The sequence below is a fragment of the Nocardioides sp. genome, assembly GCF_036503465.1.
In the GTDB taxonomy this organism is placed as follows: Bacteria; Actinomycetota; Actinomycetes; order Propionibacteriales; family Nocardioidaceae; genus Nocardioides.
Genome location: NZ_DASXWU010000046.1, coordinates 51,065 through 65,361 on the forward strand (window position 1 = coordinate 51,065; position 14,297 = coordinate 65,361).

Annotated in this window: 11 protein-coding genes; 4 read left to right on the forward strand and 7 right to left on the reverse strand. The window is 70.6% G+C overall.

The window, feature by feature from the left end:
• Positions 1-12: 12 nt before the first annotated feature.
• From VGK78_RS08060 to VGK78_RS08085, 6 genes are all read right to left on the reverse strand, one after another.
• Positions 13-1,341: an MATE family efflux transporter gene (locus VGK78_RS08060; protein ID WP_331527076.1), complete on the reverse strand. Its 1,329-nt coding sequence runs from the start codon at positions 1,339-1,341 to the stop codon at positions 13-15.
• A 13-nt stretch (positions 1,342-1,354) separates the two neighbouring features.
• Positions 1,355-2,089, reverse strand: a complete 735-nt coding sequence (locus VGK78_RS08065; RefSeq protein WP_331527077.1) for a gamma-glutamyl-gamma-aminobutyrate hydrolase family protein — start codon at positions 2,087-2,089, stop codon at positions 1,355-1,357.
• Positions 2,090-2,093: 4 nt separating this feature from the next.
• A complete protein-coding gene (locus VGK78_RS08070; protein ID WP_331527078.1) occupies positions 2,094-2,873 on the reverse strand; it encodes a 3-oxoacyl-ACP reductase in 780 nt (259 codons plus the stop codon).
• 75 nt (positions 2,874-2,948) lie between these two features.
• Entirely contained in the window at positions 2,949-4,292 is a 1,344-nt protein-coding gene (locus tag VGK78_RS08075; protein WP_414690652.1) for an aldehyde dehydrogenase family protein, read from the reverse strand.
• An 88-nt stretch (positions 4,293-4,380) separates the two neighbouring features.
• Positions 4,381-5,769 (reverse strand): glutamine synthetase family protein, encoded by a 1,389-nt coding sequence (locus VGK78_RS08080; protein ID WP_331527080.1) that lies wholly within the window; start codon positions 5,767-5,769, stop codon positions 4,381-4,383.
• Between the two features lie 25 nt (positions 5,770-5,794).
• Complete coding sequence (locus VGK78_RS08085) at positions 5,795-6,526, reverse strand: FadR/GntR family transcriptional regulator (protein ID WP_331527082.1); 732 nt, start codon at positions 6,524-6,526, stop codon at positions 5,795-5,797.
• A gap of 127 nt (positions 6,527-6,653) precedes the next feature.
• Here VGK78_RS08085 and VGK78_RS08090 point away from each other — a divergent pair, with 127 nt between their 5' ends.
• The 4 genes from VGK78_RS08090 (at position 6,654) to VGK78_RS08105 (ending at position 13,328) form a co-directional block, all read left to right on the forward strand.
• Positions 6,654-8,282 (forward strand): amino acid permease, encoded by a 1,629-nt coding sequence (locus tag VGK78_RS08090; protein ID WP_331527083.1) that lies wholly within the window; start codon positions 6,654-6,656, stop codon positions 8,280-8,282.
• Positions 8,283-8,298: 16 nt separating this feature from the next.
• Positions 8,299-9,258 (forward strand): LPS biosynthesis choline kinase, encoded by a 960-nt coding sequence (locus VGK78_RS08095; RefSeq protein WP_331527084.1) that lies wholly within the window; start codon positions 8,299-8,301, stop codon positions 9,256-9,258.
• Positions 9,251-11,740, forward strand: a complete 2,490-nt coding sequence (locus tag VGK78_RS08100; RefSeq protein ID WP_331527086.1) for an FAD-dependent oxidoreductase — start codon at positions 9,251-9,253, stop codon at positions 11,738-11,740. The genes VGK78_RS08095 and VGK78_RS08100 overlap by 8 nt, the downstream gene beginning before the upstream one ends.
• A 142-nt stretch (positions 11,741-11,882) precedes the next feature.
• Entirely contained in the window at positions 11,883-13,328 is a 1,446-nt protein-coding gene (locus tag VGK78_RS08105) for a glycosyltransferase (protein ID WP_331527088.1), read from the forward strand.
• On the opposite strand, the gene VGK78_RS08110 is transcribed toward VGK78_RS08105, so the two are convergent.
• Positions 13,313-14,263: an ABC transporter ATP-binding protein gene (locus VGK78_RS08110; protein ID WP_331527089.1), complete on the reverse strand. Its 951-nt coding sequence runs from the start codon at positions 14,261-14,263 to the stop codon at positions 13,313-13,315. The two genes, VGK78_RS08105 and VGK78_RS08110, sit on opposite strands and share 16 nt — an antisense overlap.
• Positions 14,264-14,297: the final 34 nt, after the last annotated feature.

A 14,297-nucleotide genomic window follows, 5' to 3' on the forward strand; every position in this document is an offset into this window, starting at 1 on the left:
CCGGATCCGGGCTCAGCCCGATCCGAGGACCACCCAGCGGTCGCTCCGCGCACGCCACACCATCCCGACCAGCCGCACCACGATGAACGCGGTGAGTCCGGCCCAGACGCCGCCGATGCCCCAGCTCCAGTGCGCGGCGGCCAGGGTGAGCGGCACGAAACCGCCGAGTGCCGCCACGATCGTGATCGTCCGCAGGAAGGCGATGTCGCCGGCGCCGATCAGCACGCCGTCGAGGCCGAACACGATCCCGGCCGCGGGCAGCATCACCACGAACCACGGCCACAGCACGTGCGCCTGGTGCCAGACGGCGGGGGAGGACGTGAAGAGCCGCGGGATCAGCCACCAGCCCGCGGCGTACGCCGCGCCGAAGGCGGTGCCGGCACCGGCGCTCCAGCGCGCCACCTGCCGGGCGAGCTGCCGCGCGACCCGCGCGTCGCTGGCGCCGAGGGCGGCTCCGACGAGCGACTGCGCGGCGATCGCGAACGAGTCGAGCAGCAGCGCCGTGAACTCCCACAGCTGCATCCCGATCTGGTGCGCCGCGATCTGGGCGGCGCCCATCCGCGCGGCCACCCCGGCGGCGACCATGAACGCGATCTGGAACGCCGCGGCGCGCACGATCAGGTCGCGGCCGAGGACGAGCTGAGCGCGCATCACCTCGACGTGCGGCGCCAGTGACGTCTTCACACTCGCGGCCTCACGGCGCAGCGCCCGCAGGAACAGCGCCGCGGCCACGACCTGGGCACCGAGGTTCGCCCACGCGGAGCCGACCAGGCCCATGCCGAACGTGTAGACCAGCAAGGGAGAGGCCGCAGCCGAGAGCCCGTTCGCGACCAGCACGATCACGACCGGCGCGCGGGTGAGCTGGACGCCGCGCATCCAGCCGTTGCCGGCCAGCACGAGCAGCACCATCGGCATCCCGCACAGCGCGATCCGGAACCAGTGCTCGGCCGGGTCCCGAAGCTCGGTCGACCCACCGGTCAGCAGGTGCACGAGGGGTCCGGCAAGGACCTGCCCGACGGCGACCACGGCCAGGCCGATGACGACCGCGAGGTACGACGCCTGCACGCCCTCGCCGACCGCTCGGTCGCGGCGGTCGCTGCCGAACCACCGGGCGGCCCGGGACGTCGTGCCGTACTCCACGAACGTCCCGACGATCGCGAGCAGGGCCATCAGCGTGGTGCCGATCGCCAGCGCCCCGAGCGCATGGGCACCCAGGTGCCCGACCACCGCCGTGTCGACCAGCAGGTACAGCGGCTCGGCGGCCAGCACCAGGAACGCCGAGGTCGCCAGCGCCAGCATCCGGCGGACCGTCACCCGGTCGTCGCGGATGTCTGTGCTCACACGGTCATGCGTATCAGGCGGTGCCGACGGGATGCTCCGCGTGGTCGGCGGCAGCCGTGACGAGCGCCTCGAACAGCCGGGCGTCGTCCCGGACCTCCGGGTGCCACTGCACGGCCAGGCAGAACCGCTCACCGGGAAGCTCCATCGCCTCCAGCGAGCCGTCCTCCGCCCAGGCGGTGCCCGTGAAGCCGGGGTGGGACTCGACCGACTGGTGGTGGTGGCAGCCCACGTGGACGGCCTCGCCGACGAGCGCGCGCAGCCGGGAGCCGTCCGCCGTGGTGACCCGGGTGTCGCCGAACGTGTCCCCACCCGGGTTGTGTTCCTCGTGACCGACCAGGTCGGGGGTGTGCTGGTGCAGTGACCCGCCGGCGGCCACGGCCATCAGCTGCATCCCCCGGCAGACCCCCAACGTCGGCAGCGCAGCTCGCTCCGCGGCCCGGAGCAAGGCCGTCTCCCAGGCGTCGCGGTCGTCCCGCCAGGCAACGGTGTGCGGCTCCGGCTCCCGCCGGTAGCGCGCCGGACTGACGTCGGCACCTCCGGTCACGACCAGGCCGTCGAGTCGCGCCACCACCTCCTGCGCGGCCTCGTCGGAGCCCGACGCCGGAGGCAGGAGCACCGGGATGCCGCCCGCGGCGAGCACCGCGTCGGCGTACTGGGAATGCAGCAGGTCCGCGGTGGTGTCCCACACGCCCCAGTGCGCGCGTTCGCGGTACGTCGACAGCCCGATGACCGGGCGCTCGCCGGACACGGACTCAGAGCGGCGTGACGTAGGCACCACTGATGCCGCCGTCGACCAGGAACGTGTTGGCGGTGATGAACGAGGCGTCGTCCGAGGCCAGGAAGAGCACCGCGCTGGCGATCTCCTCCGGCTCGCCGAACCGGCCCATCGGCACGTGTACCAGCCTCCGCGCGGCCCGCTCGGGGTCCTTCGCGAACAGCTCCTTGAGCAGCGGGGTGTTCACCGGGCCGGGGCAGAGGGCGTTGACCCGGATCCCCTCGCGGGCGAACTGCACACCGAGCTCGCGGCTCATGCTGAGCACCCCGCCCTTCGAGGCGGAGTAGGAGATCTGAGACGTGGCGGCACCCATCACCGCGACGAACGACGCGGTGTTGATGATCGAGCCCCCCTTCTGCTCGAGCATGTACGGGATCGCGGCCTTGCAGCACAGGTAGACCGAGGTCAGGTTGACCTCCTGCACCCGTCGCCAGGCGTCCAGCTCGGTGTCCAGGATCGAGTCGTCGTCCGGCGGGCTGATGCCGGCGTTGTTGAACGCGATGTCGACCGACCCGTAGGTGTCCTTGGCCGTCCTGAAGAGGCCGTCGACCTGCCCCTTGTCGGTGACGTCCACGTGCACGTACGCCGCCCGCTGGATGCCGCCGAGATCGGCGACGAGCTTGACCCCGGCATCGTCGTCGATGTCGCCGATGACGACCTTCGCGCCCTCCTCGGCGAACCGGCGTACCGTCGCCAGCCCGATCCCCGAGCAGCCACCGGTGACCACCGCCACCCGGTCCTGGATGCGTCCTGCCACTTCCGTTTTCCTCTCTTCGGTGCTCGTGGTCACTTCGACAAGCTCAGTACAACGCTCGACTCTGCTCGACCACCATCAGGTCGCGATGAAGACGTTCTTCTCCTCGGTGAACGCGTACGGCGCGTCCGGGCCGAGCTCTCGGCCGAGGCCGGACATCTTGTAGCCCCCGAACGGCGTCCAGTAGCGGACGCTGCTGTGGCTGTTCACGCTGAGGTTGCCGGTCTGCACACCCCGCGACACCCGCAACGCGCGACCGAGGTCCCGGGTGTAGATCGAGCCGGACAGTCCGTAGTCGGAGTCGTTGGCCAGCGCGATCGCCTCGTCCTCGTCGGCGAAGGCCATCACGGCGACCAGAGGCCCGAACACCTCCTCGCGCCACACCGGTTCCACGACGTCCTTCACCTCGGTGACCATGGCCGGCAGCCAGTAGCCGTCGCCTGCGGGGGCGGGGCCTTGGAAGGCGACGGTGGTGCCGTCGACGTACCGCTGGACCGAGTCGCGCTGTCCGGCCGAGACCATCGGCCCCATCTGGCTGGCGTCGTCGGCCGGGTCGATCACCCGCCACTCCTTGACCGCCGTCTCCAGCCGCCCGAGGAACTCGTCGTACGCCGAGCGCTGGACGAGGATGCGCGAGCGGGCGCAGCAGTCCTGGCCGGCGTTGTCGAAGACCGCGCCCGGGGCCGCCGCTGCCGCTGCGGCGACGTCGGCGTCCGCGAAGACGATGTTGGCGCTCTTGCCACCGAGCTCGAGCGTCACGTGCTTCACCTGCTCGGCGCATCCGGCCATGATCTGCCGGCCGACCTCGGTCGAGCCGGTGAACACGACCTTGTGCACGTGGGGATGGGTCACGAAGCGGTTGCCGACCACCGAGCCCTTGCCCGGGACCACCGTGAAGACGCCTGGTGGGATGCCGGCCTCGAGTGCCAGCTCGCCGATCCGGATGGCCGTCAGCGGCGTGATCTCCGCGGGCTTGAGGACGACCGTGTTGCCGGCCGCCAGCGCCGGCGCGAACCCCCAGCCCGCGATCGGCATCGGGAAGTTCCACGGCACGATCACCCCGACGACGCCCAGCGGCTCGTGGAAGGTGATGTCGATCCCTCCCGGCACCGGGATCTGCTTGCCGACCAGCCGTTCGGGCGCGGCGGAGTAGTAGTTCAGGACGTCGCGGACGTTGCCGGCCTCCCAGCGGGCGTTGCCGATCGTGTGCCCGGAGTTCTCCACCTCGAGCCGGGCCAGCTCCTCGTTGTGGGCGTCGACGATCGCCGCGAAGTCCCGCAGGAGCCGGGCTCGCTCGCCGGGCGCGAGGTCCCGCCAGGCCGGGAACGCCTCGTGCGCCCGCTCGATCGCGGCGTCGGTCTCGGCCTCCGACGCCGACGGCACCTCTCGGATCTCCCGGCCGGTGGCTGGGTTGATGAGCATGGTGGACACATCAACCCCGAGACCCGCGGGGTCCCCGCGGCGTTGTTCGGGGGAGCGGAGCGGAGGAGAAGAACGTCGTGGGGTGCATCTACATCCTTTCGAAGGAGCGCTGGAGCTCCCAGTCGGTGACGGCGGCGTCGAACGCCTTCAGCTCGACGTCGGCCATGTTCGTGTAGTGGTCGACGACCTCGGCGCCGAACGACGTACGGGCGATCTCGGAGGACGCCCAGGCGTCGCGGGCCTCGCGCAGCGTGTGCGGCACGTGCGGCTTGTCGGAGTGGTAGGCGTTGCCCTTCAGCTCCGGCTCGAGCTCGAGACCCTGCTCGATGCCGTGCCGCCCGCCGGCGAGCATCGCGGCCAGCGCGAGGTAGGGGTTGACGTCGCCGCCCGGCACGCGGTTCTCCATCCGCGCGCTCGGGCCGTGCCCGACGAGCCGGACGGCGCACGTGCGGTTGTCCTCGCCCCACGCGATCGCTGTGGGCGCGAACGAGCCGTCGGCGAACCGCTTGTAGGAGTTGACGTTCGGCGCGTACATCAGCGTGAAGTCCCGCATCGTGGCGAGCACGCCCGCCACGAAGCTGTCGTACATCGGCGAGCGCGCTCCACCGTCGGACCGTGCGTCGTCCCAGAAGACGACGTCGCCGTCCTTGCCGCCCCCCTCCTTACGGCGCAGCGAGAGGTGGATGTGGCACGAGCTGCCCTCGCGCTCGTTGTACTTGGCCATGAACGTGATGGCCTGGCCGCGCGAGGCGGCGATCTCCTTGGCCACCGTCTTGTAGACGCTGTGGTTGTCCGCGGTGACCAGCGCGTCGGCGTACAGGAAGCCGATCTCGTGCTGCCCGAAGTTGCACTCGCCCTTGGCGCCCTCGACATCGAGCCCGGCGGCGTACATGGTGTTGCGGATGTCGCGCAGCAGCGGCTCCGCGCGGGTGGTGCCGAGGATCGAGTAGTCGACGTTGTACTGGTTGACCGGCTCGAGCCCGCGGTAGCGCAGCCGACCCGCGTCCTCGTACGACGTGTTGAACGCGATGAACTCCAGCTCGGTACCGGCCAGGGCGACCAGGTCGCGCTGCGCCAGTGCGTCGAGCTGCGCCTTGAGGATCGACCGCGGCGACTGCACGACGGGCGTGTGGTCGAGCCAGACCAGGTCGCACTGCACCAGGGCCGTCGCGGGCAGGTGGGGGAGCAACCGGATCGTGTCCCAGTCGGGGACGAACTCCATGTCGCCGTACCCCCGATCCCACGAGGAGATCGCATAGCCGTCGACGGTGTTCATGTCGATGTCGACCGCGAGCAGGTAGTTGCAGCCCTCGGTGCCGTGCTCGACGACCACGTCGAGGAAGTACTGGCCGTGCAGTCGCTTGCCCTGGAGGCGCCCCTGCATGTCGGTGAACGCCAGGATCACGGTGTCGATCTCGCCGTTCTCGATCCGCTTGCGCAGCGCCTCGAGGGTCAGGTAACGGTCGTTGGGTGGCATCGGGTCTCCCCCTGTCTGTGGTGCTTCAGCCGAGCAGGCCGCGCAGCAGCGCGGCCGTGTCGTCGCAGTGTTCTTCCATGGTCCGGCGCGCCTTCTCGGCCTTCCCCTCCAGGACGGCGCGGACGAGCGTCGCGTGCTGGGCGTCGGAGTGCGCGATGTTGGTCCTCATGACGGGGATGGCGCTGAGCATCTCGTGGAGGCTGACCTGGACCGAGGTCACCGCCTCCACCATCCGTGGCGAGCCGGTGATCGCCGCGAGGGTCAGGTGCAGCCGCGAGTCGGCCTGGCGGTGGCGTGCGCGGCTACTCGCCTTCGCGACCGCATCGTGCGCCGCCTCCAGCCGGCTTCGCGCCTGGGGCCCGAGCTCGCTCGACGCGGCCTGGTAGGCCGCGCCGGGCTCGACGACGCGACGGAACTCGAGGGCGTCGAGCCAGGCGGCGCGCTGCTCGGGTGTCGTGCGGGCGGCCCGGCGCGCGGACGGCGTCTGCGGCTTCATCGTCACCACCGTCCCGCCTCCCCGCCCCCGCCGCGTCTCGACGAGGTCGGCTGCCCGGAGCGCGGCCATCGCCTCGCGCAAGGTGGCCCGGGACACGTTCATCCGGTCCGCGAGATCTCGCTCGGAGGGCAGCGTGCTGCCCAGGGGGTAGACCCCGAGCCGGATCGCGGTGGCGAGCTGTTCGACGCACGACTCGAAGGCGTGACCGCGCACCGGTCGCAGCACGACGTGCGCCAGGTCGGGCAGCTGCTCCGCGGTCACGCCGGTCAGCGTAGGGCAACTGTCAATGGTCTGGCTTCATACCGAATTTCGGTCTCACTCTTTACGACCGATTCCGCGCGGGTCTAGCCTCCCGCCCAACCGGTTCAGCTTCCGAAAGGGACAACTCATGGCCGAAGCGTTCGAGGCAGCCCCCGGGCCAGCCACCGGACTCAGCGACGACGAGGCGCATCTGGCCAAGCTCGGGTACCGCCAGGACCTGCACCGCTCGTGGTCCGGTTTCTCCAACTTCGCGATCTCGTTCTCGATCATCTCGATCCTCGCCGGCTGCTTCACCAACTACGGCGCCGGCTTCAACAACGGCGGGCCGATCTCGATCTCGTGGTCGTGGCCGATCCTCAGCGTCTTCATCCTGATCATCGGCTTCACGATGAGTGAGCTCGTCTCGGCGTACCCGACCTCGGGTGGCATCTACTGGTGGGCCTCCAAGCTCGGCGGCCCCAAGGCCGGGTTCTTCACCGGCTGGCTGAACCTGATCGGGCTGGTCGCGGTGACGGCCGGCGTGGCGTACGGCTGCGCGACGTTCATCGACCTGACGATCAGCACCTGGTCGTCGTCGTACGAGAGCAGCTACTCGCTCACGCGCGTCTTCATCACGTTCCTGATCGTGCTGTTCCTGGCCGGTCTGCTGAACATCTTCAGCGGTCACCTGATGGCCCTGATGAACAACGTGTCGGTGTGGTGGCACGTGGTGGGCGCCAGCGCGATCGTGCTGATCCTGGTGCTGGTGCCCGACCAGCACCAGTCGTTCAGCTACGTGTTCTCCCATCGGTTCAACAACTCGGGGTTCAACGGCGGAACGTCCAGCTTCGGCTTCTGGTTCGCGATCATTCCCTTCGGCTTCCTGCTGACGCAGTACACGATCACCGGGTTCGACGCGTCCGCGCACCTCTCCGAGGAGACCTCCTCGGCCGCCAAGGCCGCAGCCAAGGGGATCTGGCGCTCGATCTTCTACTCGGCGCTGGGCGGCTACATCCTCCTGCTCGCCGTGACCTTCGCGATCCCGAACGCCTCGAACGGGCAGCCGGACGACGCGGGCGTCGGCGCCGGCGGAGTCGCCTACATCTTCACCCAGGCCATGGGCACGAACTGGGGCGGTTTCGTACTCTTCATCTCCGCGTCCGCCCAGTTCTTCTGTGCCACGTCGTGCATGACCTCCGCGTCGCGGATGACCTTCGCGTTCAGCCGGGACGGGGCGATCCCGGGCTCGAAGCGCTGGTCCGCCCTCACCCCCAGCCGGGTGCCGGCGAACGCGGTGATGCTGGTCGGGGTCGTGGCGGCGATCGTCACGCTGCCGGCCTTGATCAAGGTCAACATCGGGACGGCGGACTCGCCCCTGATCGTGCCGGTGGCGTTCTACGCCGTCACCTCGATCGCGGTGATCGGGCTCTACCTCGCGTTCGCCATCCCGATCTGGCTCAGGTTCCGGCACGGCGAGAACTTCGACGTCGGCTCCTGGAACAACGGCAGCAAGTACAAGTGGATGAACCCGATCGCGGTCGCCGAGATCATCATCGTGTCCATCTACCTGATGCTTCCCTTCGTGCCGGGTGCCGTGCCCTTCCACGACGGCTTCGCGTGGAAGTTCGTCAACTACGCACCCATCGTCACGCTGGGGGCGCTCCTCCTGCTGTTCATCTGGTGGTCGACCTCGGCCAAGCACTGGTTCACCGGGCCGAAGCACACGATCGACGAGGCTGTGCTCGCGGCCTTCGACGACAAGCTGACGGCAGACTGAGCCGCCACCCGAGGGAGTGACCGACGAGCACACGGACGAGCACACCGTCCCGGACCGCCCCGGGCTGGACAGGCTGGCCTGTCTGGCGGGGCGGTCCTGGCGTGTGTCCGCGCTGCCGGGCGGACTGACCAACACCAACTTCCGGGTGCAGGTCGACGACGACCTCGGGCGACGAGACCTCGTCGTCCGGTGGGGTCATGCCGACGTGACGCTGCTGGGCATCGACCGGGACGCCGAGCACGCCAACACGGTGGCGGCGTACCGGGCGGGGGTCGGAGCCGAGGTGGTCGAATACCGCCCCGACCTGTCGATGCTGGTGATCGGCTTCCTGCCCGGGACCGCGCTGGTCGACAGGGACTTCGCCGACCCCGCCGTGATGCGGAGAGCCGCCGACGCCGTACGCCGGCTCCACAGGGGCCCGCGCTTCACCGGCGACTTCGACATGTTCGCGCGCCAGGCCGGATACCTCGAGGTGGTGCGCGAGAAGGGGATCAGGCTGCCCTCCGGGTACGCCGACCATGCCACCGCCTGGGAGGACGTACGCCGTGCCCTCGCCGCCGCGCCGCGGCCGACGGTGCCGTGCAACAACGACCTGCTGGCCGCGAACTTCATCGACGACGCCACCTGGAACGGTGAAGGCCAGGTGTGGCTGATCGACTACGAGTACTCCGGGAACAACGACGCCTGCTTCGAGCTCGGCAACACGACGACGGAGTGCAACTTCTCCGAGGACCAGGTCGACGCGTGGTGCGAGGCGTACTTCGGCGACCCCACCCCGGCCGACCGGGCGCGCGTACGCGTGCAGGCGCTGTGCAGCGAGTACGGGTGGTCGCTGTGGGGCTTCATCCAGGAGGCGACCAGCTCGATCGACTTCGACTTCCACGCCTGGGGGATGGAGCGGTACGAGAAGGCGGCGGCGACGTTCCGCGGCGGCGGGCTGCCGAGACTCCTGGAGCAGGTGGCCTCCGGTGGTTGACCTCCCCTCCCGCGCGCAGGTCGTGGTCGTCGGCGGGGGAGTGATCGGCTGCTCGGTCGCCTACCACCTGACCAAGCTCGGCCGAACCGACGTCCTGCTGCTCGAGCAGGGCCGGCTGTCGGGCGGTACGACGTGGCACGCGGCCGGGCTGGTCGGCCCCCTGCGTGCGACCGAGGCGGGCACCCGGCTGGTGCAGTACTCGGCGGAGCTCTACGCAGCCCTCGAGGCGGAGACCGGCCTGTCGACCGGGTACCGCAACGTCGGCGGCGTGATCGTCGCACGGACCGAGGACCGGATGACCCAGCTCCGGCGTACCGCCGCCAACGCCGTCGCCTACGACCTCGACTGCGAGCTGGTCAGCCCGGGCCGGGCGCAGGAGCTGTGGCCGCCGATGCAGGTCGACGACCTGCTCGGCGCGATCTGGCTGCCGGGGGACGGCAAGGTCAACCCCGCTGACCTCACCCAGTCGCTGGCCCGCGGGGCGCGGCAGGGGGGCGCCCGCGTCGTCGAGGGGGTCCGGGTCACCGGGTTCGACGTGGCGGACGGTCCCGCCGGTCGCCGCGTGACCGGGGTCCGGACGGACGGTGCCGGCGGTGCGGGTGGTGAGCAGCGCGTCGAGTGCGAAGTGGTCGTGAACTGCGCCGGCCAGTGGGCCAAGGCGCTCGGCGACCTGGCCGGCGTCACCGTGCCGCTGCACTCAGCCGAGCACTTCTACGTCGTCACCGAGCGCGTCGAGGGCACTCACCCGGACCTGCCGATCATGCGCGACCCGGACGGCTGGACCTACTTCAAGGAGGAGGTCGGCGGCCTGGTCGTGGGCGGGTTCGAGCCGAACGCCAAGCCGTGGCGTGCCCCGTCCGACCTTCCCCACCCGTTCGAGTTCCAGCTGCTCGAGGAGGACTGGGAGCACTTCTCGATCCTGATGGAGCAGGCGATCGTCCGGATCCCGGCGCTCGCCGAGACCGGCGTCCGGAAGTTCTACAACGGTCCGGAGTCCTTCACGCCCGACAACCAGTTCCTGCTCGGCCAGGCGCCCGGCCTGCTCGGGTACTTCGTCGGCGCCGGCTTCAACTCGGTCGGCATCGCCTCAGCGGGCGGCGCCGGGCGTGCCCTCGCGGAATGGGTCGTCGAGGGCGAGCCGACCAGCGACCTGGTGGCGGTCGACGTACGCCGGTTCGCGCCGTTCCACGGCGACGAGACGTGGCTGCGCTCCCGGGTCGCGGAGATCCTGGGCCTGCACTACGAGGTGCCGTGGCCGCTGCGGGAGCCCGAGACCGCCCGGCCGCAGCGCACCTCACCGCTCCACGAGCGGTTGGCCGAGCGCGGGGCGTGGTTCGGCACGAAGATGGGCTGGGAGCGGCCCAACGTCTTCACGTCGCATCGCCGGACCGACACCTGGGGCAGGCCCGGCTGGCTCGACCACTGCCTGCGCGAGCAGCAGGCGTGCCGCACCGACGTCGCGCTCTTCGACCAGACGTCGTTCTCGAAGTACGTCGTGTCCGGGGCGGACGCGCTGACCACCCTGCAGTGGGTGTGTGCCGCGGAGGTGGACGTGCCGGTCGGCGGCACCGTCTACACACCCTGGCTGAACACCCGCGGCACGTACGAGGCGGATGTCACCGTGACCCGCACGGGCAACGAGGAGTTCTGGATCGTGTCCAGCTCCGCCACCACCGTCCGTGACGTGGACTGGCTGTGCCGCCACGCGCAGCCGGGGACCCAGGTCCGCGACGTCACCGAGGACCACGTGGTGCTCGGGGTGATGGGGCCCCGGTCGCGGGATCTCCTCACCGGAATGTCGACCGGCGGGGCCGACTGGTCGGACGAGTCGTTCCCGTTCGCGACCAGCCAGGTCGTGGAGGTCGCCGGGCGGCGGGTCCGGGCGACCCGGATGACCTACGTCGGCGAGCTGGGCTGGGAGCTGACGATCGCGGCGCAGGACGCCCCGGCGGTGTACGACGTACTGGCGTCCGGTGGGGGGCATGAGGGCGGGCGACCGCCCGCCGATGCCGGCTACTACGCGATCGAGGCACTCCGGCTGGAGAAGGGGTACCGCGCATTTCCGCGGGACCTGAACCCGGACCTCACCCCGGTCGAGGCGGGCCTGGTGTTCGCCACCAGCCTCGGCAAGCCCGGGTCGGAGGGCGAGCCGGGAAAGGACTTCCTCGGCCGCGAGGCCCTCGCGGAGCACCGCAACCGCCTCCGCGACTCCGGGACGGAGCGGCGCCGGCTCGTCTCGTTCGTGCTGGACGACGCCGGCCCGATGGTCTGGGGCGGTGAGCTCGTGCTGCGCGACGGTGAGCCCGTCGGCTACGTCACCAGCGCGGCGTACGGCGCCACCGTCGGCGCCGGCGTGGGCCTCGCGCTGATCCGCACCGACCGCCCGGTCCGTCAGGACGACCTGGACGCGTCGTCGTTCGGGATCGACCTGGCGGGGGACAGGCACAGCGCCCGGCTCACCCTGGGCGCCCCGATCCGCTGAGTGCCACGCTCCGATGAGTGCCCCGCTCCGCTGAGTGCGACTCGGTCTTCGATGCCCGCAGGCGCGGTACTCCACCCCGGATCGGGGTAAGGACCTGGCGGGCCCGGATGTCGCGTGCGGGCATGGTCAGGGAGGAAGGCTCATGCAGGAAGTCGAGGTCGGCACCGTCCCGCTCGACCGGCTCGCAGGGATCCTCAGCCCGGAGCGGGCCGAACGCATGGCGGCGAGTGCTGCACGAGCACGCGACAGGTTGGGCGACCACGTCGTCTGGCACGTTAACGCCACGGCCCACGGCGGTGGCGTGGCGGAGATGCTCAAGGTGCTCCTCGCGTACGGGAGGGACGCGAAGATCGAGAACCGCTGGCTCGTGCTCGACGGCGACCCCGAGTTCTTCGACATCACCAAGCGCGTGCACAACCGGATCCACGGCGAGGCGGGGGACGGCGGCCCCCTCGGCGACGCGGAGCACCACCACTACCGGCGGGTGCTCACCGACAACCTCCGCGAGCTGGTCTCGCGCGTCTCCGCCGGTGACGTCGTGGTGCTCCACGACCCGCAGCCCGCGGGTCTGTGCCACGGTCTCCGCGATGCGGGGGTCCATGTCGTGTGGCGCTGCCACATCGGCAGCGACGACTCCAACGACCGCAGCGACGAGGGGTGGGGATTCCTGCGTGGCTACGTCGAGGGGGCCGACGCCTTCGTGTTCTCGCGGCGCGTGTACGCACCTTCCTGGGTCGACGGTGCTCGCTTGGTGGTGATTCCGCCGTCGATCGACCCTTTCTCGAACAAGAACGTCGAGCTGACGGCCTCCGAGGTGAGGAGCGTGCTCGCCGGCGTGGGGTTGGTGGCCGACGAGGGTCCCGCGGATTCGGTGCGGTTCAAGCGGCGCGACGGCACGGACGGCTGGGTGCGCACCCACCGCGAGAGCGGCGGCCTGGTGCTCGACGGACCGCCGCCACCGCACGACGCCCGGCTGGTGGTCCAGGTCAGCCGCTGGGACCGGTTGAAGGACATGGCCGGGGTCATGGACGGCTTCGCCGAGCTGGTGGCGGACGGGACGCACGACGGGGCGCACCTCCTGCTCGCCGGGCCGTCGGTCACCGGGGTCACCGACGACCCGGAGGGCGCCGAGGTGCTGGAGGCCTGCCGCGCGCAGTGGCGGCAGCTGCCGGACCCGATCCGCGACCGTGTGCATCTGGCCTCGATCCCGATGGACGACCTCGACGAGAACGCGATCATCGTGAACGCCGTGCAGCGGCATGCGTACGCGGTCGTGCAGAAGAGCCTGATGGAGGGGTTCGGACTGACGGTCACCGAGGCGATGTGGAAGGAGCGCCCGGTGGTCGCGAGCCGGGTCGGTGGCATCCAGGACCAGATCGTCGACGGACGCGACGGTCTCCTCCTGGACGACCCGACCGACCCCCAGGCGTTCGCCGCCACGCTGGGCAGACTCCTCGTCGACCCAGCCCTCGCCGACCGGCTGGGCGCCGCCGGACGCGAGCGGGTGCTGGAGGAGTTCCTCGGCGACCGCCACCTCGAGCAGTACGTCGACCTCTTCAGTCGGCTGGTCGATCAGACGCCGGCGTAGATCTCGCGGATCACGTCCTCGATGACCGGCTCCTGGATGGACAGGTCGGCGACGTCGTACGACGCGGCGACCGCGGCCACGATCGGGGCCGCGCTGGCATCCGCGGGGAAGCTCAGCCACTGCCGCGGCCCCTCCACCCGATGAGTCTCCGCGCCCGGCACCGAGATGGCCGGCGCCTCGTCGACCAGGTCGACCACGAGCGTGCGACGCGACTCGCCGCGGCGGTGCAGGTCGGCCAGCGGTCCGTCGAACACCGCGGTGCCGTGGTCGATCACGATCACCCGGTCGCAGAGCGCCTCGATGTCCTGCAGGTCGTGGGTGGTCAGCATCAGGGTAGTGCCGCGCTCGGCGTTCAGCGTGCGCAGGAACTCGCGCAGCCTGCCCTTGCTGACCACGTCCAGCCCGATCGTCGGCTCGTCGAGGTACAGGATCTCGGGGTCGTGGAGCAGCGCGGCGGTGATGTCCCCGCGCATCCGCTGGCCGAGGCTGAGCTGTCGCACCGGGGTGTCGAGCAGGTCGCCGAGGTCGAGGAGGTCGACGTACTCCTCGAGGTTGCGGCGGTGCCGCGCCGGCTCCACCCGGTAGATCTTCTGCAGCAGCTCGAAGCTGTCCCGCAGCGGCAGGTCCCACCACAGGGTGGTGCGCTGCCCGAAGACGACCCCGATCCGGCGAGCGAGGTCGGTGCGCTGCCGGCTCGGCACGAGCCCGGCGACCCGGAGGTGTCCCGACGACGGCACCAGGATGCCGGTGAGCATCTTGATCGTGGTCGACTTCCCGGCCCCGTTCGGGCCGATGTAGCCGACCATCTCGCCGGCCTCGACCGCGAACGTCAGGTCGTGGACGGCGTGCACCTCGCTACGCGTGCGCGTCATCCTGCCTGCCCGCTTGCGGACGACGAAGGTGCGCCCGAGGTCGTGTACGTCGATCAGGCTCATCGGGTTCTCCAGTGGGGGGAGGTGCGCGTAGTAC

Excerpts from the sequence above, each read along its gene's own strand:
- VGK78_RS08105 (WP_331527088.1), top strand. The coding sequence starts at position 11,883 with ATGCAGGAAGTCGAGGTCGGCACCGTCCCGCTCGACCGGCTCGCAGGG.
- VGK78_RS08075 (WP_414690652.1), bottom strand. The coding sequence starts at position 4,292 with ATGCTCATCAACCCAGCCACCGGCCGGGAGATCCGAGAGGTGCCGTCG.
- VGK78_RS08110 (WP_331527089.1), bottom strand. The coding sequence starts at position 14,263 with ATGAGCCTGATCGACGTACACGACCTCGGGCGCACCTTCGTCGTCCGC.
- VGK78_RS08090 (WP_331527083.1), top strand. The coding sequence starts at position 6,654 with ATGGCCGAAGCGTTCGAGGCAGCCCCCGGGCCAGCCACCGGACTCAGC.
- VGK78_RS08080 (WP_331527080.1), bottom strand. The coding sequence starts at position 5,769 with ATGCCACCCAACGACCGTTACCTGACCCTCGAGGCGCTGCGCAAGCGG.